At 73.2% G+C, this 19,155-nt stretch carries 17 protein-coding genes and 1 tRNA gene; 10 read left to right on the forward strand and 8 right to left on the reverse strand.

Going from position 1 to position 19,155, the window contains the following annotated elements; translation table 11 throughout:
- From BZZ08_RS35715 to BZZ08_RS35725, 3 genes are all read left to right on the forward strand, one after another.
- A partial coding sequence (locus BZZ08_RS35715; protein ID WP_241965644.1) for a (2Fe-2S)-binding protein occupies window positions 1-827 on the forward strand: 827 nt, incomplete at its 5' end.
- The gene (locus BZZ08_RS35720) at window positions 824-3,145 is read left to right on the forward strand and encodes a xanthine dehydrogenase family protein molybdopterin-binding subunit (protein WP_104636333.1); all 2,322 of its coding nucleotides are present in this window, start codon (window positions 824-826) and stop codon (window positions 3,143-3,145) included. The genes BZZ08_RS35715 and BZZ08_RS35720, both read left to right, overlap by 4 nt.
- Window positions 3,146-3,316: 171 nt before the next feature.
- Window positions 3,317-3,991: an SUKH-4 family immunity protein gene (locus BZZ08_RS35725; RefSeq protein WP_241965645.1), complete on the forward strand. Its 675-nt coding sequence runs from the start codon at window positions 3,317-3,319 to the stop codon at window positions 3,989-3,991.
- On the opposite strand, the gene BZZ08_RS35730 is transcribed toward BZZ08_RS35725, so the two are convergent.
- Window positions 3,960-4,034 (reverse strand) — tRNA-Cys (locus tag BZZ08_RS35730). The two genes, BZZ08_RS35725 and BZZ08_RS35730, sit on opposite strands and share 32 nt — an antisense overlap.
- A gap of 183 nt (window positions 4,035-4,217) precedes the next feature.
- Between BZZ08_RS35730 and BZZ08_RS35735 the strand changes: the two genes are divergently transcribed.
- From BZZ08_RS35735 to BZZ08_RS35750, 4 genes are all read left to right on the forward strand, one after another.
- The gene (locus BZZ08_RS35735) at window positions 4,218-5,669 is read left to right on the forward strand and encodes an MFS transporter (RefSeq protein ID WP_104636334.1); all 1,452 of its coding nucleotides are present in this window, start codon (window positions 4,218-4,220) and stop codon (window positions 5,667-5,669) included.
- Window positions 5,670-5,823: 154 nt separating this feature from the next.
- Window positions 5,824-7,620, forward strand: a complete 1,797-nt coding sequence (locus BZZ08_RS35740; protein WP_104636335.1) for a DEAD/DEAH box helicase — start codon at window positions 5,824-5,826, stop codon at window positions 7,618-7,620.
- Between the two features lie 302 nt (window positions 7,621-7,922).
- A complete protein-coding gene (locus tag BZZ08_RS35745) occupies window positions 7,923-8,582 on the forward strand; it encodes an IclR family transcriptional regulator (protein ID WP_104636346.1) in 660 nt (219 codons plus the stop codon).
- 57 nt (window positions 8,583-8,639) lie between these two features.
- Window positions 8,640-9,419, forward strand: a complete 780-nt coding sequence (locus BZZ08_RS35750; protein ID WP_104636336.1) for a S16 family serine protease — start codon at window positions 8,640-8,642, stop codon at window positions 9,417-9,419.
- 15 nt (window positions 9,420-9,434) lie between these two features.
- Here the strand turns inward: BZZ08_RS35750 and BZZ08_RS35755 are convergent, their stop codons facing one another.
- The 5 genes from BZZ08_RS35755 to BZZ08_RS35775 are packed head-to-tail and all read right to left on the reverse strand — an operon-like array spanning window position 9,435 to window position 13,692.
- Window positions 9,435-10,403 carry a glycine betaine ABC transporter substrate-binding protein gene (locus tag BZZ08_RS35755; RefSeq protein WP_104636337.1) on the reverse strand — a complete coding sequence of 323 codons (969 nt, stop codon included), beginning with the start codon at window positions 10,401-10,403 and terminating at the stop codon, window positions 9,435-9,437.
- Window positions 10,400-11,263: an ABC transporter permease gene (locus BZZ08_RS35760; protein ID WP_104636338.1), complete on the reverse strand. Its 864-nt coding sequence runs from the start codon at window positions 11,261-11,263 to the stop codon at window positions 10,400-10,402. The genes BZZ08_RS35755 and BZZ08_RS35760 overlap by 4 nt, the downstream gene beginning before the upstream one ends.
- Complete coding sequence (locus BZZ08_RS35765; RefSeq protein ID WP_104636339.1) at window positions 11,260-12,531, reverse strand: betaine/proline/choline family ABC transporter ATP-binding protein; 1,272 nt, start codon at window positions 12,529-12,531, stop codon at window positions 11,260-11,262. The genes BZZ08_RS35760 and BZZ08_RS35765 overlap by 4 nt, the downstream gene beginning before the upstream one ends.
- Window positions 12,524-13,171: an ABC transporter permease gene (locus tag BZZ08_RS35770; protein ID WP_104636340.1), complete on the reverse strand. Its 648-nt coding sequence runs from the start codon at window positions 13,169-13,171 to the stop codon at window positions 12,524-12,526. Before BZZ08_RS35770 ends, BZZ08_RS35765 begins: the two co-directional genes overlap by 8 nt.
- A 29-nt stretch (window positions 13,172-13,200) precedes the next feature.
- Window positions 13,201-13,692: an Lrp/AsnC family transcriptional regulator gene (locus BZZ08_RS35775; protein WP_104636341.1), complete on the reverse strand. Its 492-nt coding sequence runs from the start codon at window positions 13,690-13,692 to the stop codon at window positions 13,201-13,203.
- Between the two features lie 126 nt (window positions 13,693-13,818).
- On the opposite strand from BZZ08_RS35775, the gene hppD reads away from it, so the two are divergent.
- Window positions 13,819-14,964, forward strand: coding sequence for a 4-hydroxyphenylpyruvate dioxygenase (gene hppD, locus BZZ08_RS35780; RefSeq protein WP_104636342.1), 1,146 nt, complete (start codon window positions 13,819-13,821; stop codon window positions 14,962-14,964).
- A gap of 23 nt (window positions 14,965-14,987) precedes the next feature.
- On the opposite strand, the gene BZZ08_RS35785 is transcribed toward hppD, so the two are convergent.
- Window positions 14,988-16,424: a tetratricopeptide repeat protein gene (locus tag BZZ08_RS35785; protein ID WP_198601886.1), complete on the reverse strand. Its 1,437-nt coding sequence runs from the start codon at window positions 16,422-16,424 to the stop codon at window positions 14,988-14,990.
- A 91-nt stretch (window positions 16,425-16,515) separates the two neighbouring features.
- Between BZZ08_RS35785 and BZZ08_RS35790 the strand changes: the two genes are divergently transcribed.
- Window positions 16,516-17,958: an FAD-linked oxidase C-terminal domain-containing protein gene (locus BZZ08_RS35790; protein ID WP_104636343.1), complete on the forward strand. Its 1,443-nt coding sequence runs from the start codon at window positions 16,516-16,518 to the stop codon at window positions 17,956-17,958.
- Window positions 17,959-17,971: 13 nt separating this feature from the next.
- On the opposite strand, the gene BZZ08_RS35795 is transcribed toward BZZ08_RS35790, so the two are convergent.
- A complete protein-coding gene (locus BZZ08_RS35795; protein ID WP_104636344.1) occupies window positions 17,972-18,400 on the reverse strand; it encodes an SsgA family sporulation/cell division regulator in 429 nt (142 codons plus the stop codon).
- 246 nt (window positions 18,401-18,646) lie between these two features.
- Between BZZ08_RS35795 and BZZ08_RS35800 the strand changes: the two genes are divergently transcribed.
- On the forward strand, window positions 18,647-19,155 hold a 509-nt coding region (locus BZZ08_RS35800; protein WP_133169246.1), incomplete at its 3' end, for a DUF2510 domain-containing protein.

Genomic DNA, 19,155 nt, shown 5'->3' on the forward strand with positions numbered 1-19,155 from the left:
GCCCGGCCGGCCACGGGACGGGGGCGGCGGACGCGGCCGACGCCCGTACCGGCCCGGACGGAGCCGACCCCGACGCGGGCGCCGCCGAGGCCGACCCCGACGGCGCCGAGGAAGCGGCGGCCCCCGCCGGTCCCCAGGAGGAACACCCCCTCGCCTCCTACGTGCTGCGCGTCAACGGCGCCGACCGGCCCGTCACCGACGCCTGGATCGGAGAATCGCTGCTGTACGTGCTGCGCGAGCGGCTCGGCCTCGCGGGCGCCAAGGACGGCTGCTCGCAGGGCGAGTGCGGCGCCTGCAACGTGCAGGTCGACGGGCGTCTCGTCGCCTCCTGCCTGGTCCCGTCCGTGACCGCGGCCGGCAGCGAGGTGCGCACCGTCGAGGGCCTGGCCACCGACGGACAGCCCTCGGACGTGCAGCGGGCGCTGGCCCGGCGCGGCGCCGTGCAGTGCGGCTTCTGCGTGCCCGGCATGGCGATGACCGTGCACAACCTTCTGGAAGGCAACCCGGCCCCGACCGAACTGGAGGCCCGCCAGGCCCTGTGCGGCAACCTGTGCCGCTGCTCCGGCTACCGGGGCGTCCTGGAGGCCGTCCAGGAGGTCGTCGCCGAACGCGAGGCGCACGCCGACGCCGACGCGCAGGCGGGCGCCGACACCGAGGAGCCCCGCATCCCGCACCAGGCGGGCCCCGGCGCGGGCGGCGTCAATCCGGCGGCGTTCGAGTCCCGGCCACCGCCCGGGGCGCAGGACCCGACAGGACCGCACGACCAGTCGCCCTACGGCGACCACGGAGACCACGGCACCCACGGCCGGGACGGAGGCCACGCGTGAGCAACGACGCCGCGACTGCGGAGGCCGAGGGAACCGCCGAGGCGGCGACCCCCGTCCCCGAGCCGATCCCGCACGGCATCGGCGCGTCCCTGCCGCCCGCCGACGCCCGCGCCAAGACCGAGGGCACCTTCCCGTACGCCGCCGACCTGTGGGCCGAGGGCCTGCTGTGGGCGGCCGTGCTGCGCTCACCGCACCCGCACGCGCGCATCGTGTCCATCGACACCACCCACGCGCGCGAGATGCCCGGCGTACGCGCGGTCGTCACCCACGAGGACGTGCCCGGCACCCCGCTGCACGGCCGCGGCGGCCACGCCGACCGCCCGGTGTTCGCCTCCGAGGTCGTACGCCACCACGGCGAGCCCCTCGCCGCCGTCGCCGCCGACCACCCGGACACCGCGCGGATGGCCGCCGCCGCCGTCATCGTCGAGTACGAGGTGCTCGACCCGGTCACCGACCCGGAGCAGGCCTTCGAGGCCGAGCCGCTGCACCCCGACGGCAACCTGATCCGGCACATCCCGCTGCGCCACGGCGACCCGGAGGCGGCCGGCGAGATCGTCGTCGAGGGCCTGTACCGCATCGGCCGCCAGGACCCGGCGCCCATAGGGGCCGAGGCGGGTCTGGCCGTACCGCGCCCCGACGGCGGCGTGGAGCTGTACCTGGCCTCCACCGACCCGCACGGCGACCGCGACATCGCCGCCGCCTGCTACGGCCTGCCCCCCGAACAGGTGAAAATCGTGGTCACCGGGGTGCCGGGCGCCACCGCCGACCGCGAGGACCAGGGCTTCCAGCTGCCGCTCGGCCTGCTCGCGCTGAAGACCGGCTGCCCGGTCAAACTGACCGCCACGCGCGAGGAGTCCTTCCTCGGGCACACCCACCGCCACCCCACCCTGCTGCGCTACCGCCACCACGCGGACGCCGAGGGCCGGGTCGTGAAGGTCGAGGCGCAGATCCTGCTCGACGCGGGCGCCTACGCGGACACCTCCTCCGAGGCCCTGGCCGCCGCGGTCGCCTTCGCCTGCGGCCCCTACGTCGTCCCGAACGCCTTCATCGAGGGCTGGGCCGTACGCACCAACAACCCGCCCTCCGGCCATGTGCGCGGCGAGGGCGCCATGCAGGTGTGCGCCGCGTACGAGGCGCAGATGGACAAGGTCGCCAAGAAGCTCGGCCTGGACCCGGCCGAGGTGCGCCTGCGCAACGTCCTGGCCACCGGCGACGTGCTGCCCACCGGCCAGACGGTCACGTGCCCCGCCCCGGTCGCCGAACTCCTCCAGGCGGTCCGCGACTTCCCGCTCCCCGCGCTGCCCAAGGACACGCCCGAGGAGGAGTGGCTGCTGCCCGGCGGCCCCGAGGGCGCGGGCGAACCGGGCGCGGTGCGCCGGGGCGTGGGCTACGGCATCGGCATGGTGCACATGCTCGGCGCGGAGGGCGCGGACGAGGTCTCCACGGCCACCGTGAAGGTCCAGGACGGCGTGGCGACGGTGCTGTGCGCGGCCGTCGAGACCGGCCAGGGCTTCACCACGTTGGCCCGGCAGATCGTGCAGGACACCCTCGGCGTCGACGAAGTCCAGGTGGCACCCGTCGACACCGACCAGCCCCCGGCCGGACCGGGCTGCCGGGGCCGGCACACCTGGGTGTCGGGCGGTGCGGTGGAGCGGGCGGCCAAGATGGTCCGCACCCAGCTCCTCCAGCCGCTGGCGCACCAGTTCGGGATGTCGACCGAGCTGCTCCAGATCGCCGACGGCAAGATCACCTCCTACGACGGCGTGCTGTCGACGACCGTCAGCGAAGCGCTGGACGGCAAGGAGCTGTGGGCCACCGCCCAGTGCCGCCCGCACCCCACCGAGCCGCTCGACGAGGCCGGGCAGGGCGACGCGTTCGTCGGCATGGCCTTCTGCGCGATCCGCGCGGTGGTGGACGTGGACATCGAGATCGGCTCGGTACGGGTCGTGGAGCTGGCCGTCGCCCAGGACGTCGGCCGGGTCCTGAACCCGGCCCAGCTGACCGCCCGGATCGAGGCGGGCGTCACCCAGGGCGTCGGCATCGCCCTCACGGAGAACCTCCGCACCCCGCGCGGTCTGATCCGCCACCCCGACCTGACCGGCTACGCCCTGCCGACCGCGCTGGACGCCCCGGACATCCGGATCGTGAAGCTCGTCGAGGAGCGTGACGTGGTCGCGCCCTTCGGCGCCAAGGCCGTCAGCGCGGCACCGGTGGTGGCGTCCCCGGCGGCCGTCGCCTCCGCCGTGCGCGCGGCCACGGGACGCCCGGTGAACCGCCTCCCGATCCGTCCGCAGGCCGCGGTGGCCACCGGTCACTGAGCGGCAGTCGAGCCGCCCGCGCGCGTGAGGCAACGGGCGCGGTCCCCGGCGCGTCCTACCGGGCGGACGGGGTCCGTGCGCAGACGCGTTGTCAGTGGTGGCGCGTAGTCTCCGAAGGAGTGCGAACGACAGCCGTCGGCACACGGACGGCCATACAGCTCGGGGGAGACCATGCAGGCGGTCACTGGTGGTACGACGACCATGCGGGACGCGGCGGCGGACGTCCGGACGCCGATCCCCTCGCTGGTCTCCCGGGTCCGCCTCGCGACGTCCGTGGAGGACCCGTCGTGGGCGCGCGGCGCCTCCCGGTGGTCCCCGGGAAGCTGCGAGCGGCCGTCCCTGTGGAACACGTCGGCCTTGATGAGCTGCCTGCTCCTGGCGGTGAGCCACCGCGCGGAGCCGGGGACCGCCCAGGAGCTCCCGGCCCGGTTCCTGGACCGGGAGTTCGGCCGTCACCGGGTGACGCGCTTCGAGGACATCGACTTCCCGGGCACCCTCGTCCACCGGCCCACCCGCCGCTTCCTGCGCGAGACGGGCCTGCCCGAGGACGCCCACCCCTTCCGGCGGGACGCGGACGACCTGCCGCTGCCGACGCTGGCGGAGTACGGCGAGGAGCACCCCGGGCACCCGGTCCCGGCCGGCGCGGAGCGCCTCGTACGCCTGGGACGGCTCGCGGACGGCGCACACGTGGTCGTCCACGGCACCACGGGCGCCGTCCTCACCTGGCGGACGCCCGACGGCACCCTCCACCCCCTGGTGGCGGACGTCTCCGCCCTCGCCCTCACCCTCTGGGCGCTGCGCCGCGCGGCGCTGCTGGAGGCCGTGGCGGGGATCGAACCCGCGTAACTCGCTTTGCAGGCGAGCCCCTCAACCACTCGGGCACACGGCCGTGTCCGACTTCGTGACCCGACGGTAGGCGGAGCGGGGACCGGCGCTCAAGGAATCCGGGAAGGCCGCAACACGACTGCCATACCGCGTTCACGAACGGCGGGCGGTCGTACGACCAAGGTCCCGGTCCCGCCCCGTCTCCCGACAGGGGTCACAGCGGGCCTCGGCCCTTACTCTGGCGACCATGACCGTCCCTGAGCCCCGCGACACCGATGTCGCCGTCCAAGCCGAGCCCTCCCTCGCCACCGCAGCCCCCGCCGAGACCGTGCTGAGCCGTGCCTACCGGGCGCTGAGCATCGGCATCGTCTCCGTCATCGTGCTGATCGCCTTCGAGGCGACGGCGGTCGGCACGGCGATGCCGGTGGCGGCGCGGGAGCTGGACGGGGTGTCGCTGTACGCGTTCGCGTTCTCGGGGTACTTCACGACCAGCCTCTTCGGGATGGTGCTCTCCGGCCAGTGGTCGGACCGGCGCGGGCCGCTGGCGCCCCTGACGGCCGGCATCGCCGCCTTCGCGGCCGGTCTCGTGCTGTCCGGGACGGCGGGCGCGATGTGGCTGTTCATCCTGGGGCGGGCCGTGCAGGGGCTCGGCGGCGGGCTGGTGATCGTCGCGCTGTACGTCGTCGTGGGGCGGGCCTACCCGGAGCGGCTGCGGCCCGCGATCATGGCGGCGTTCGCGGCGGGCTGGGTGGTTCCGTCCGTCGTCGGTCCGCTGGCCTCCGGCGCGGTGACCGAGCACCTCGGCTGGCGCTGGGTGTTCCTCGGCATCCCGGTGCTGGTCGTCCTCCCGCTCGCGCTCGCGCTGCCGCAGATACGCAGCCGCGCGGCGGGTTCCGTGGGGGGAGCGGGCACCCCGGCCTCCTTCGACCGCCGCCGGATCCGCCTCGCCCTGGCCATCTCGCTGGGCGCGGGCCTGCTCCAGTACGCCGCCCAGGACCTGCGCTGGGTGTCGCTGCTGCCGGGCGCGGTGGGCGTGGCGCTGCTCGTCCCCGCGGTCCTCGGACTGCTGCCGCGCGGCACCTACCGGGCGGTGCGCGGCCTGCCCTCCGTGGTCCTGCTGCGCGGGGTGGCCGCGGGGTCCTTCATCGCCGCCGAGTCCTTCGTCCCGCTGATGCTGGTCACGCAGCGGGGGCTCAGCCCGACCCTCGCCGGACTCTCCCTGGCGGCGGGCGGGGCGACCTGGGCCGCCGGTTCCTGGCTCCAGTCCCGGCCGCGTCTGGAACCGCACCGGGAGCGCCTGATGGCCCTCGGCATGCTCCTGGTCGCGGCGGCCGTCGCCACGGCGCCCAGTGTGCTGATCGACGCCGTCCCCGCCTGGACGGTCGCCGTCGCCTGGGCCTTCGGCTGCTTCGGCATGGGCCTGGTGATCTCCTCCACCAGCGTGCTGCTGCTCAAGCTCTCCGCCCCCGAGGAGGCCGGCGCCAACTCCGCCGCCCTGCAGATCTCCGACGGCCTCTCCAACGTCGTCCTGCTGTCGGCCGGCGGCGCGGCCTTCGCGGCCCTCGGCGGCGGCACGGTGAGCCACGCGGCCACCGAGGCGACCGGCTCCCACCCGGCCGCCTTCGCCGCGGTGTTCCTGCCGATGGCGGCGGTGGCGCTGGCGGGGGCGTGGGTCGCGACGCGGGTGCGGGAGAAGTGAGCCGCGCACGACCCGACGGGGCGGGCGGGGCGGCTGTGACGTCCGTCCCACCCGGGGGTGACCCGCCCCCGTGCGCGCGTTGATCGCGTCGGCCCGCCGGTAGGGTGGCCCGGTTGTCATACGTGGCCGAGCCGCTCTACCCCCTTCGGAGACCGTGACTACCACCGCCAGCTCCAGCACCTCGCACCACCTGTCCCCGGCCTTCCCCGGCCGTGCCCCCTGGGGCACCGCCGGCAAGCTGCGGGCCTGGCAGCAGGGGGCGATGGAGAAGTACCTCCAGGACCAGCCCAGGGACTTCCTGGCCGTCGCCACCCCCGGCGCCGGAAAGACGACCTTCGCGCTGACGCTGGCGTCCTGGCTGCTGCACCACCACGTCGTGCAGCAGGTGACCGTCGTCGCGCCGACCGAGCACCTGAAGAAGCAGTGGGCCGAGGCCGCGGCACGGATAGGGATCAAGCTCGACCCCGAGTACAGCGCGGGCCCGCTCAGCCGCGAGTACCAGGGCATCGCCATCACCTACGCGGGCGTCGGCGTACGCCCCATGCTGCACCGCAACCGCGTCGAGCAGCGCAAGACCCTGGTGATCCTCGACGAGATCCACCACGCCGGTGACTCCAAGTCCTGGGGCGAGGCCTGCCTGGAGGCGTTCGAACCGGCCACCCGCCGCCTCGCGCTCACCGGCACGCCCTTCCGCTCGGACACCAACCCGATCCCCTTCGTCGCGTACGAGGAGGGCAACGACGGCATCCGCCGCTCCGCCGCCGACTACACGTACGGCTACGGCTCGGCGCTCGCCGACGGCGTGGTCCGTCCCGTCATCTTCATGAGCTACAGCGGCAACATGCGCTGGCGCACCAAGGCGGGCGACGAGATCGCCGCCCGGCTCGGCGAACCGATGACCAAGGACGCCGTCAGCCAGGCCTGGCGCACCGCGCTCGACCCGCGCGGCGAGTGGATGCCGGCCGTGCTGCGGGCGGCCGACCAGCGGCTGACCGAGGTCAGGAAGGCCATCCCGGACGCCGGGGCGCTCGTCATCGCCGCCGACCAGGACTCCGCCCGCGCCTACGCCAAGCTGATCCGGGAGATCACCGGCGACAGGGCCACCGTCGTGCTGTCCGACGACGCGGGCGCCTCGAAGAACATCGACACGTTCAGCCAGAGCACCGACCGCTGGATGGTCGCCGTCCGCATGGTGTCCGAGGGCGTCGACGTTCCGCGCCTCGCGGTCGGCGTCTACGCCACGACGATCTCCACCCCCCTCTTCTTCGCCCAGGCGGTCGGCCGCTTCGTCCGGTCCCGCCGGCGCGGCGAGACCGCCTCCGTCTTCCTCCCCACCGTGCCCGACCTGCTCACCTTCGCCAACGAGATGGAGCGCGAGCGGGACCACGTCCTCGACAAGCCCAAGAAGGAGGGCGAGGAGGACCCCTACGCCGAGTCCGAGAAGGAGATGGACGAGGCGAACCGGGAACAGGACGAGGACACCGGCGAGCAGGAGCAGTTCGCCTTCGAGGCGCTGGAGTCCGAGGCCACCTTCGACCGCGTCATGTACAACGGCGCCGAGTTCGGGATGCAGGCCCACCCGGGCAGCGAGGAGGAGCAGGACTACCTCGGCATCCCGGGCCTGCTGGAGCCCGACCAGGTGCAGTTGCTGCTCCAGAAGCGGCAGGCCCGGCAGATCGCGCACAGCCGCAGGAAGCCCGACGAAGAGGCCGACCTGCTCGAACTGCCCGCCGAGCGGCGCCCGGTGGTCTCCCACAAGGAGCTGATGGAGCTGCGCAAGCAGCTCAACACCATGGTCGGCGCCTACGTCCACCAGAGCGGCAAACCGCACGGCGTGATCCACACCGAACTGCGCCGCGTCTGCGGTGGCCCGCCCAGCGCCGAGGCGACCGGCGGACAGCTGCGCCAGCGCATCGCCAAGGTGCAGGAGTGGGCGACCCGCATGAAGTGAGGCGGGGTCGCTACGGCGTCGGAGGCGTGTGCGGAACGTACCGGGACAAACACCGGCAGTCGATAACGGTTGGCGCCCGGATTCTGGACGGAGCCTTCCGCTGAGCGGACCTGGTAGTTACTGTCCCGCTACGCACACGCCCCGTGGCAGCGCCGCCGCGGAGCGCAGCCGTGAAGCGACTGGGCCCGGGACAAGGCCGGGCCGTCAGCCGATCGGCGGCCTCTGAAGCGCGTCACTGACGGGACTCGGTGACGCATCCCCGCGAGGAGGGCCGCCGACCTCACCACTAAGGAGTGGGCGTCGTGACCGCGGAGACCTCTCAGACGCTCGACAGGGGACTGCGGGTCCTCAAACTGCTGGCCGATACGGACCACGGGCTGACCGTCACCGAGCTGTCCCACAAACTGGGCGTCAACCGGACCGTCGTGTACCGGTTGCTCGCCACGCTGGAGCAGCACGCACTCGTACGCCGCGACCTGGGCGGCCGGGCCCGCGTCGGCCTCGGCGTCCTGGGCCTCGGCCGCCAGGTGCACCCCCTGGTCCGCGAGGCCGCGATGCCGGCCCTGCGCGCGCTCGCCGAGGACATCGGGGCGACGGCCCACCTGACCCTGGTGGACGGCGCGGAAGCCCTGGCCGTGGCCGTCGTGGAGCCGACCTGGACCGACTACCACGTCGCCTACCGCGCGGGCTTCCGCCACCCCCTGGAACGGGGCGCCGCGGGCAAGGCCATCCTCTCCGCCCGCCGCCCGCCCCAGCCCTCCGGCCAGGACGCCGACACCCCCGGCTACACCCTCACCCACGGCGAACTGGAGGCCGGCGCCTGCGGCGCGGCGGCGCCCCTGCTCGGAGTGACGGGCGTCGAGGGCAGCGTCGGCGTCGTCATGCTGGCCGACGTGGTCCCCGAACGAGTCGGCGAACGCGTCATGCACGCGGCCCGCGAGGTGGCGGAGGCGCTGCGCTGAACCGGGTCGTGCCCGGGCGTCGGAGCCCCGGGGAGCGCGCCACGTTAGATTGACCCCGTGCTCTCTCGTCTCACGCGTCCCCAGTTCCTCGCTGTCTGCGGTCTGCCCGTCGTGGCGCTGCTCGCGACCGCCGTGTTCGCGCCGTTGCCGTTCTCCGTGGCGCAGCCGGGGCTGACGGCCGATGTGCTGGGCGAGAACCGGGGGGCCGAGGTGATCACGATCAGCGGCGCGCCGACGCACGACACCAGCGGGCAGCTGCGGATGACGACGATCGAGGCGACCGGGCCGGACGCGAGCATCCACCTCGGGGACGTGCTCGGCAGCTGGTTCGACACCGACCGGGCCGTGATGCCGCGCGACGCCGTCTACCCGAGCGGCGACGACGTGAGCGAGATCGAGCAGTACAACCAGGAGCAGATGAAGGAGTCGCAGGACTCCGCCACCACGGCCGCGCTCCGCTACCTCCGGATGGACAAGGACGACGTCGACGTCGAGCTCCGGCTGGAGGACGTCGGCGGGCCCAGCGCCGGGCTGCTGTTCTCGCTCGGCATCGTCGACAAGCTCGGCACCGGGGACCTCACCGGCGGCAAGGTCGTCGCCGGGACGGGGACCATCACCGACGGCGGCAAGGTCGGTGCCGTCGGCGGGGTGCCGCTCAAGACGCAGGCCGCCCGGCGGGACGGCGCCACCGTGTTCCTCGTGCCGAAGGCGGAGTGCTCGGACGCGCGGGCCGAGCTGCCGAAGGGGCTGCGGCTGATCCCGGTGACGACGCTCAAGGGCGCGGTCGACTCCCTCAAGGCGCTGGAGAGCGGCAAGGGCGGCGTCCCCGCCTGCTGAGCGGACCGGCCGGCCCTACCCCTCCGTCACGAAGCCCTTCTCCTTCATCCAGTCCAGCGCCACCTGGTGCGGATCCTCGCCGTCCACGTCGACCTTCGCGTTCAGGGTCCGCGCCACGTCGTTGGTCAGCGCCTCGGTGACCGGGTCCAGGACGGACGCGATCGCCGGCCACTTCTTCAGGGTCGCCGTGCGGACCATCGGCGCCGCGTTGTAGTTCGGGAAGAACTTCTTGTCGTCCTCCATCACCACCAGGTTCATGGACTTGATCCGCCCGTCGGTGGTGTACACCTCGCCGTACGTGCAGGCGCCCTTCGCGGTCTGGGTGTAGATGATGCCGGTGTCCATCTGGGTGATGTTCGCGGCGGGCAGCGACATGCCGTACGCCTTCTCCAGGCCCGGCAGGCCGTCCGCGCGGTTGGCGAACTCGCCCTCCACGCACAGCGTCACCGCACCGGGGTCGGACTTCGCCAGCGCGGCGACCTCGGAGAGGGTCTTCGTCCGGTACTTCTTGTAGTTGGCCTGGTTCATCGCCAGCGCGTACGTGTTGTTCAGGCGGGCGGGCTCCAGCCACGTCAGGCCCTTCTTCGCGTCGGCCTCCTTCACCGCCTTCCACTGCTGCTCCGGGTCGGGGATCGGCCTGCTGTTGCCCAGGTAGGTGATCCACGCGGTGCCCGTGTACTCGTACGTGGCGTCGGCGTCGCCGTTCTCCACCGCCGCGCGGGTGCCGACCGAGCCCTGGATGCCGGTGCGGTCGAGCACCTCCGCGCCGGCCGCCTCGAAGGCGATGCCCATGATCGCGCCGAGGACCAGCTGCTCGGTGAACTCCTTCGAGGTGACCGTCAGATCGGCGCCCTCCAGGGGCCGCCCCTTCCCGATCGAGCCGGGCTCCACGTCGTCGACCATCGGGGAGCCGCTGGTCAGACCGCACCCGGCGGAGGCGGAAAGGAGCGCGGCGGCCAGCGCCCAGCAGGTACGCCGTCTCATGTGCCCACCTCCAGCCCCCGTGGCCGCAGCAGCAGTTCGGCCAGCGAGGCCAGCCAGTCCACCAGCAGGGCCAGGGCGACGGTGAGGACCGAGCCCAGGACCAGCACCGGCATCCGCTGGCTGGTGATGCCGGTGGTGATCAGCACGCCCAGGCCACCGCCGCCGCCGAAGGTGGCCAGCGTCGCCGTACCGACGTTCAGGACCAGGGCCGTGCGCACACCGGCCAGGATGAGCGGGACGGCCAGCGGGAGTTCCACCCGGGCGAGCACGCCCAGCGGGGACATCCCGATGCCCCGAGCCGCCTCCAGGAGCGTCGGGTCGTTCGCCTTCAGACCGGCGATGGTGTTGGAGAGCACGGGCAGGACGGCGTAGACGATGATGCCGATCAGGGCGGCCCTGCGGCCGATGCCCAGCCAGATCACCAGCAGCGCCAGCAGACCGATCGCCGGGGTCGCCTGGCCCATGTTGGCGAACGCCATCGCGAACGGGGTGGCCTTCCGGAACGCCCCGCGGGTGAGCAGGATGCCCAGCGGGATCGCGATGATCAGCACGAAGAAGGTGGAGATCACCGTCAGCTGGACGTGCTGCCACAGCGCCTTGGTGACCTGGCCGTTGCCGAGCGCGTTCCGGCTGAGCGCGTCCAGGTCCGCCTGCCGGAACCACAGCCAGGTCGCCAGCAGTACGGCGATCAGGACGACGGGCAGGAAGGTCAGCTTGCGCCAGCCGATCCGGGGACCCGCCGCCACCGGGGACGGCGGGGGAGCCTCGCCCTCCTCCTCGTCGTCGCGGAAGGCGAGCCCCTTGACCTCGTGCTCGCCCGCGGGACGGCGGCCGGGGGAGGGGCGCGAGGAGCCGCTCACGCGCGGCCCCCGACCCCGCCGAAGCCCTCCTGCTCGGTGTGCGTCTGCGTGGCCCGGGTCTCCTCCAGGTCGTGCTGGTGCTCCAGCGCGTCCAGCCGGTCGGCCTCCAGCAGCTCGTGCACGGAGTTCATCAGCGTCTCCATGTCGACGACGCCCTCGTACGCGCCGTGCCGCCCGGTGACCGCGACCCGCCCCGCGTTGTCGGTGAGCACCGCCTCCAGCGCGTCCCGCAGCGTCGCGTCCCGGGTCACCGTGTCGTGGACCAGCGTCCCGGCCCGCGCCAGCGAGCCCCTGGCCCGCATCAGATCGCCGCGCCGCAGCCACTTGTAGGGGCGTCCGCGCCGGTCCAGGAGCAGGATCTCGTTGGTGCCCGACTCCCGCAGCCGGTCGAAGATGTGCTGGAGCGGGTCCTCCACGGTCACCGTCGGGTAGTCCGTGATGCCCACGTCCCGCACCCGGGTCAGGTTCAGCCGCTTGAGGGCGGCGCCCGCGCCGACGAAGCCGGAGACGAAGTCGTCCGCCGGGTTGGTGAGGATCGCCTCCGGGGTGTCGAACTGCGCGATGTGGGAGCGTTCGCGCAGCACGGCGATCCGGTCGCCCAGCTTGATCGCCTCGTCGAAGTCGTGGGTGACGAAGACGATCGTCTTGTGCAGTTCGTGCTGGAGGCGGATCAGCTCGTCCTGGAGGTGGTCCCGGGTGATCGGGTCGACCGCGCCGAACGGCTCGTCCATCAGCAGCACCGGCGGATCGGCCGCCAGCGCCCGCGCCACGCCCACCCGCTGCTGCTGGCCGCCGGAGAGCTGGCGGGGATAGCGGCCGTGGAACTCCCCGGCGTCCAGGCCGACCAGGTCCAGCATCTCCTCCACCCGGGAGCGGATGCGGGACTTGGACCAGCCGATCATCCTCGGCACGAGGGCGATGTTCTGGGCGACGGTCATGTGCGGGAAGAGACCGGAGGACTGGATCGCGTAGCCGACCTTGCGGCGCAGCTTCACCGGGTCGATGTCGGTGACGTCCTCGCCGTTGATGCGGATGCGTCCGCCGCTGGGCTCGATCAGCCGGTTGATCATCTTCAGGGTGGTGGACTTCCCGCAGCCCGAGGGGCCGACGAAGATGACCGTCTCCCCGGCCTTGATCTCCATCGACACGTTCTCGACGGCGGGCTGCGGATTGCCCGGGTAGAGCTTGGTGAGGGACTCCAGCTCGATGGTCGCGCCGGTGGTGCCGTCGTGGCCGTTCCCGGCCACGGACTCCGCTGTCTCAGACACGGATCCCCCTCGGAATGGTCAGCCGTCCCAGCAGCACGTACGCCGCGTCGAACAGCAGGGCCAGGACGATGATCCCGAGCGTGCCCGCGAGGACCTGGTTGAGCGCGTTCTTGCTGCCCAGCGAGGCGATCCCGCGGAAGATCTCGTTGCCGAGGCCCGGCCCGGAGGCGTAGGCGGCGATCGCGGCGATGCCCATCAGCATCTGCGTGGAGACCCGGATGCCGGTCAGGATCGGCGGCCAGGCCAACGGCAGCTCCACCCGCAGCAGCCGCGCCGGACGCGACATCCCGATGCCCGTGGCGGCGTCCACCAGCGCCGGGTCCACCCCGCGCAGGCCCACGATCGAGTTCCGCACGATCGGCAGCAGCCCGTACAGGGTGAGCGCGGTCACCGTCGGCGGCACGCCGAGGCCGACGATCGGGATGAGCAGACCGATCATGGCCAGCGACGGGATGGTGAGGATGGTCGACGTGGACAGGGTCGCCAGGTTCCCCGCCCAGTCGCTGCGGTAGGTGAGGACGCCGATCAGCACCCCGAGCAGGGTCGCCACGACCATGCACTGGAAGACCGCGCTGGCGTGCTGATAGGCGTCGGCGAGCAACTGCTGGTGGCGGCTGCCCAGGAAGTCCCAGAAGTTCACGTCCGCTCACCTCCGGGATCGGGGCCGCCTCAGTCCTGTCCGCCGCTGTCCCCGGCCGCCTGCTCCACCAGCGGGATGATCCGCAGCGGAACGGGGTTCTCCATCACGATCGCCGTGGCGGCCCGGACGATGCCATCAAAACCGACAACCCGGTCGATCACCCGCTGGAGATCGGCGTTCGAGCGGGCCACGAGGCGGCACAGCATGTCCCCGGTGCCGGTCGTGGTGTGCAGCTCCAGGACCTCCGGCACATGCGCCAAGTGCGTCCGCACGTCGGCCCCTTGACCCTGCCTGATCTCCAGCGTGGCGAACGCCGTGACCGGGTAGCCGAGGGCCGCCGGGTCCACCTCCGGACCGAATCCGCGGATGACTCCGTTCGACTGAAGCCGGTCGAGCCGCGCCTGCGCGGTGCCGCGCGCCACCCCGAGCCGCCGGGACATCTCCAGCACCCCGATCCGCGGCTCCCGCGCCAGCAGCGAGATGATCCGCCCGTCCAGCCGGTCGATCCCCGTACCCGCCATACCCCTCACCCTCCCGGCTGGTCATCCTGTACAGATCGCCTGGCACCATCGGCGTATCACTGGTCAGGTTGCCCAGTGAAAACGCAAACTATTGCGCACCTTGCGGACACGGGAGAACCTGCGGCTATGACGCAGACCACACACCACACTCCCGACACCGCCCGGCAGGCCGACCCCTTCCCGGTCAAGGGAATGGACGCGGTCGTCTTCGCCGTGGGCAACGCCAAGCAGGCCGCGCACTACTACTCCACCGCCTTCGGCATGAAGCTGGTCGCCTACTCCGGACCGGAGAACGGCAGCCGGGAGACCGCGAGCTACGTCCTGGAGAGCGGCTCCGCCCGCTTCGTGTTCACCTCGGTGATCAAGCCCGCGACCGACTGGGGCCGCTTCCTCGCCCAGCACGTGGCCGAGCACGGCGACGGCGTCGTCGACCTCGCCATCGAGGTCCCGGACGCCCGCGCCGCCCACGCCTACGCCGTCGAGCACGGCGCCCGCTCGCTCGCCGAGCCGCACGAGGTCAAGGACGAGCACGGCACCGTCGTCCTCGCCGCCATCGCCACCTACGGCGAGACCCGGCACACCCTCGTCGAGCGCACCGGCTACGACGGGCCGTACCTGCCCGGCTACGTCCCCGCCAAGCCGATGGTCGCCCCGCCGGAGCAGCGCGTCTTCCAGGCCGTGGACCACTGCGTCGGCAACGTCGAACTCGGCCGCATGAACGAGTGGGTCGGCTTCTACAACAAGGTCATGGGCTTCACGAACATGAAGGAGTTCGTGGGCGACGACATCGCCACCGAGTACAGCGCGCTGATGTCGAAGGTCGTGGCGGACGGCACCCTCAAGGTCAAGTTCCCGATCAACGAGCCCGCCGTCGCCAAGAAGAAGTCCCAGATCGACGAGTACCTGGAGTTCTACGGCGGCGCCGGCGTCCAGCACATCGCGCTGAACACCAACGACATCGTGGCGACCGTCCGCGCGATGAAGGCGGCCGGCGTCGAGTTCCTGAACACCCCCGACTCGTACTACGACACGCTCGGCGAGTGGGCCGGCGAGACCCGGGTGCCCGTCGACATCCTGCGCGAGCTGAAGATCCTCGTCGACCGCGACGAGGACGGCTACCTGCTGCAGATCTTCACCAAGCCGGTCCAGGACCGTCCGACCGTCTTCTTCGAGATGATCGAACGCCACGGCTCGATGGGCTTCGGCAAGGGCAACTTCAAGGCCCTGTTCGAGGCGATCGAGCGCGAGCAGGAGAAGCGCGGCAACCTCTGACACCGGCTCCGCCAAGGCGGATCTCAGGCGGGCGGGCCCTCCACCGAGGGCTCGCCCAGCTCCGTCAGCGCCCGCTCCGCCTCCGGCGCCCACAGCGGCGAGAAGTACGGGTTGACCGTCAGCGCCTCCCGCAGATGCCGCCGCGCGGCCGCGGACCGCCCCAGCTCCCGCTCGATCAGGCCCCGGTGGAAGACGTACAGCGCGCTGCGCACCCCGCCGCCCTTGTCGCCGTCGGTCGCGATCGTCGCGAACTCCAGCGCCTCCTCGTCCGCACCGGTGCGGTGCAGCGCCCAGCCCAGCGCGTCGGCGACCGCGGTCCCCGGCTGCCGTCCCCACTCGGCGCGCAGCCGCTCCACCGCCGCCGCCGGATCGCCGTGGTCGGCGTCGAGCCGCCCCAGCACCAGCTGCTCGTCGGCTCCGGCCGCCTCCGCGTCCCGCGCCCGCTCCCGCAGCTGGTCGTACTCCACCCGCGCCGCCTGCCCGAGGCCCAGCGACTCGTACAGCTCGCCCAGCTCCAGCGCGTACTCGGGGCTCGGCTGCTTGGCCAGCGCCGCCTGGTACGCGGACAGCGCCTCCGTCGTCCGGCCCAGCGCCGCCAGCGCCCGGCCCTGCCCGGCCTGCGCGGCCCGCTGGTCGGGGTCGGTGCGCAGCGCCTCCTGGAAGAACCGCAGCGCCTCCGCACGGTCCCCGCGCTCGAAGGCCAGCCGCCCGGCCTGCTCCAGGTACGCCGCCCGCTCCGCCGGTGCCTCGGCGGCCGCCGCCGCGTCCGAGATCCGGGCCGCCGCGTCCTCCCGCCAGCCCCGGTCCCGGTAGACGGCCGCGGCCAGCGCGCCCACGGCCGGAGCGCCGGGACGCAGCTCCATCACCGTGTCCAGGGCCCGGCCCACGCCTTTGTCGTCGCCGAGCCCGGTATACGCGCCGATCAGCACCGCGTGCGCCGTCCACCGCTTCGGCGCCACCCGCACCGCGCTCTCGCCCCACTTCTTCGCCGCCGGGTAGTCCCGGCGCGCCACCGCCAGCGCGGCGAGCCCCTCCAGGGCCTGCGGATTGCGCTCGGGCCCCGTCTTCAGCGAGGTGCGCAGCGCCTTCTCGGCCTTCGGCCAGTTCGCGCCGTCCGCCGTACGGCGGCCCTGCTCGACGTACGCCGCGCCGAGCACCGCCCACGACGCCCCGTCCAGCGGATGCGCCCGCAAGTGGGTCTCCCGGTCGCCGATCAGCGCCGCCAGGTCCGGCAGCGCGGCCGGCACCCCCGTGGTGACCGCACCGCGCGCCAGCGCCGCGGGCCCCGGCGCGGGCGGGGGAGCGTCGCCGCCCTCCCAGGGGAGCAGCACCAGGACCCCGCCGAGCACGGCGGCACCGGCGACGGAGGCGATCAGCACCCGGCGCCCGCGGCGCCACCGCCGCCCGGGTGCCGGTACCTCGCCCTGTTCCCGCCGGGTCCGCCTCTCCATGACCTCCATGGCGCTCACTGTGCGCCCATACGACGATCACATCGGGCAGGTGGCGGATGCCGCCCACGGGGTTCACACCGATGGCCGTGGATGCGAGCCTGTGATCATGAGCCGTATCGAAGCGCCTCGCGACGAAGACGACGCAGCCGCGACGGTCGACCGCGCCTCCGGCGACCGGAGCGCCCTCGTCGACCGGCTGCTGGCCGGTCTGCCCGCCGGGTCCGTCCTCACCGACCCGGATGTCACGGCCTCCTACGCCCACGACATGGCGAGCTTCTGCCCGGCCGGCGCCCCCGCCGCGGTCGTCCTGCCGCGCACCGTCGAGGACGTCCAGCACGTCATGCGCACCGCCACCGAGCTGCGCGTCCCGGTGGTCCCGCAGGGCGCCCGCACCGGCCTGTCCGGCGCGGCCAACGCCACCGACGGCTGCGTGGTCCTCTCCCTGACGAAGATGGACCGCATCCTGGAGATCAACCCCGTCGACCGCGTCGCCGTCGTCGAACCGGGCGTCGTCAACGCCACGCTCTCCCGCGCGGTGAACGAACACGGCCTCTACTACCCGCCGGACCCCTCCAGCTGGGAGATGTGCACCATCGGCGGCAACATCGGCACCGCCTCCGGCGGCCTGTGCTGCGTCAAGTACGGGGTGACCGCCGAGTACGTCCTCGGGCTCGACGTCGTCCTCGCCGACGGCCGCCTGATGTCCACCGGCCGCCGCACCGCCAAGGGCGTCGCCGGGTACGACCTGACCCGGCTCTTCGTCGGCTCCGAGGGCTCCCTCGGCATCGTCGTGAAGGCGGTCCTCGGGCTGCGCCCCCGGCCGCCCGAGCAGCTGGTGCTGGCCGCCGAGTTCGCCTCCGCGTCCGCCGCCTGCGACGCGATCTGCCGGATCATGGAGGGCGGGCACGTGCCGTCCCTCCTCGAACTGATGGACCGTACGACCGTCAAGGCGGTCAACGACCTCGCCCACATGGGTCTGCCGGAGAGCACCGAGGCGCTCCTGCTCGCCGCCTTCGACACCACCGACCCGGCCGCCGACCTCGCCGCCGTCGGCGCGCTGTGCGAGGCCGCGGGCGCCACGCAGGTGGTCCCGGCCGAGGACGCGGCCGAGTCCGAACTCCTCCTCCAGGCCAGGCGCCTGGCCCTCACCGCGCTCGAAGCCGTCAAGGGCACCACGATGATCGACGACGTGTGCGTGCCCCGCTCCCGGCTCGGCGACATGCTGGAGGGCATCGACCGCGTCGCCGCCAAGTACGGCCTCACCATCGGGGTCTGCGCCCACGCGGGCGACGGCAACACCCACCCCACCGTCTGCTTCGACGCCACGGACCCCGACGAGTCCCGGCGGGCCCGCGAGTCCTTCGACGAGATCATGGCGCTCGGCCTGGAACTCGGCGGCACCATCACCGGCGAGCACGGCGTGGGCGTCCTGAAGAAGGAGTGGCTGGCGCGGGAGATCGGCCCGGTGGGCCTGGAGATGCAGCGGGCCGTCAAACAGGTCTTCGACCCGCTGGGCATCCTCAACCCGGGCAAGCTCTTCTGAGCGCCGCCGCTCCTCACCGGGCGAGCAACTCGGCCAGCCCGTCGTCGATTCCGAGCCACGCGCCCTCGCTCCCCGGCGGCACCGTCCGCAGGGTCCGCTCCAGCCAGGCCGACACCTGGGGCGTGGGCGCCTCCAGGAGGGCGTCGCCGTCCGGGCTGCTCAGCGCGATCAGCACGACGCTGCGGCCCTCCGTCTTCGACGGCCACACCCGCACGTCCCCGTGACCGGAGGGCCGGAAGACGCCCTCCACCAGGAGATCGCGGGCGAACGTCCAGTGCACCGGCCGGCCGGAGTCGATGTGGAAGGTGATGTGGACGGCGTAGGGATCGTCGGTGTGGTAGCCGAGCCTGGCCGGCACCGGGATGCCGGTCTCGGGCGACAGGACGAGCCTCAGCTCCAGCTCGCGTTCCACGACGGTGGGGCCGGTGGGGTTGGGGTGCATGGCGGGTTCCTCTCCCGGGGTCTGGTGCGGTCCTTGCCCGGGGAGAGCGGCCGGGGGCCGGAGCATTACGCGGGTTCGGGGAACTTTTTCCGCACCCGGAACCAGGGCGCGGCCCGGATGTGAAGGTCCCGGCACGAGGTTGCCCGGAAAGGGGCGGGTACGGCGGGACCGGCGGTGCGGATTGCGCCCGTCTGATAGATGTTGAGGCCCCCCTATCAACCCCCGAGCAGATACGGGACGACGGACATGAGCGCCCCAACCCCGGCCCCCGGCGACGACAGGCCCCGCGAGGGGTATTACCCGGACCCGTCCATTCCCGGATACGTCCGGTACTGGAACGGCGCCTCCTGGGTGGCGGGCACGAGCCGCCCCGCCCCCAAGGACGGCGAGCCGCTCGCGCCTCCGCCCGGCGCGCGGCCCTCCGTCGAGGAGACCGGGCCGCACTTCTTCGACGAGGACCCGGTCGATGACCCGCCGCCGGCCGCCGCGTCCCAGCACGGCAGCCGTCCGGAGTCCGCCACCGCCTGGGGCGCCGGCCGCTCCGGCCCGTCCGGCGGCCCCGCCGACGCCCCGGAACAGCCCGTCGCCTGGCCGGGCACGGCGCAGGCCGCGGACCCGAGGGTCCCGCACGCCCGGCAGGAGGCACCGCCCGCCCAGGGCGCCCCCGCCGCTGCCGCCTCCGCCGCACCGGAGGCGGGGGCGGGGGCGGAGGAGGGGGAGGGCGGCAACACCTTCGTCTTCCGCCGCCCGGCGGC

Origin of the sequence: Streptomyces sp. MH60, assembly GCF_002939385.1 — a bacterium.
Classification (GTDB): domain Bacteria; phylum Actinomycetota; class Actinomycetes; order Streptomycetales; family Streptomycetaceae; genus Streptomyces.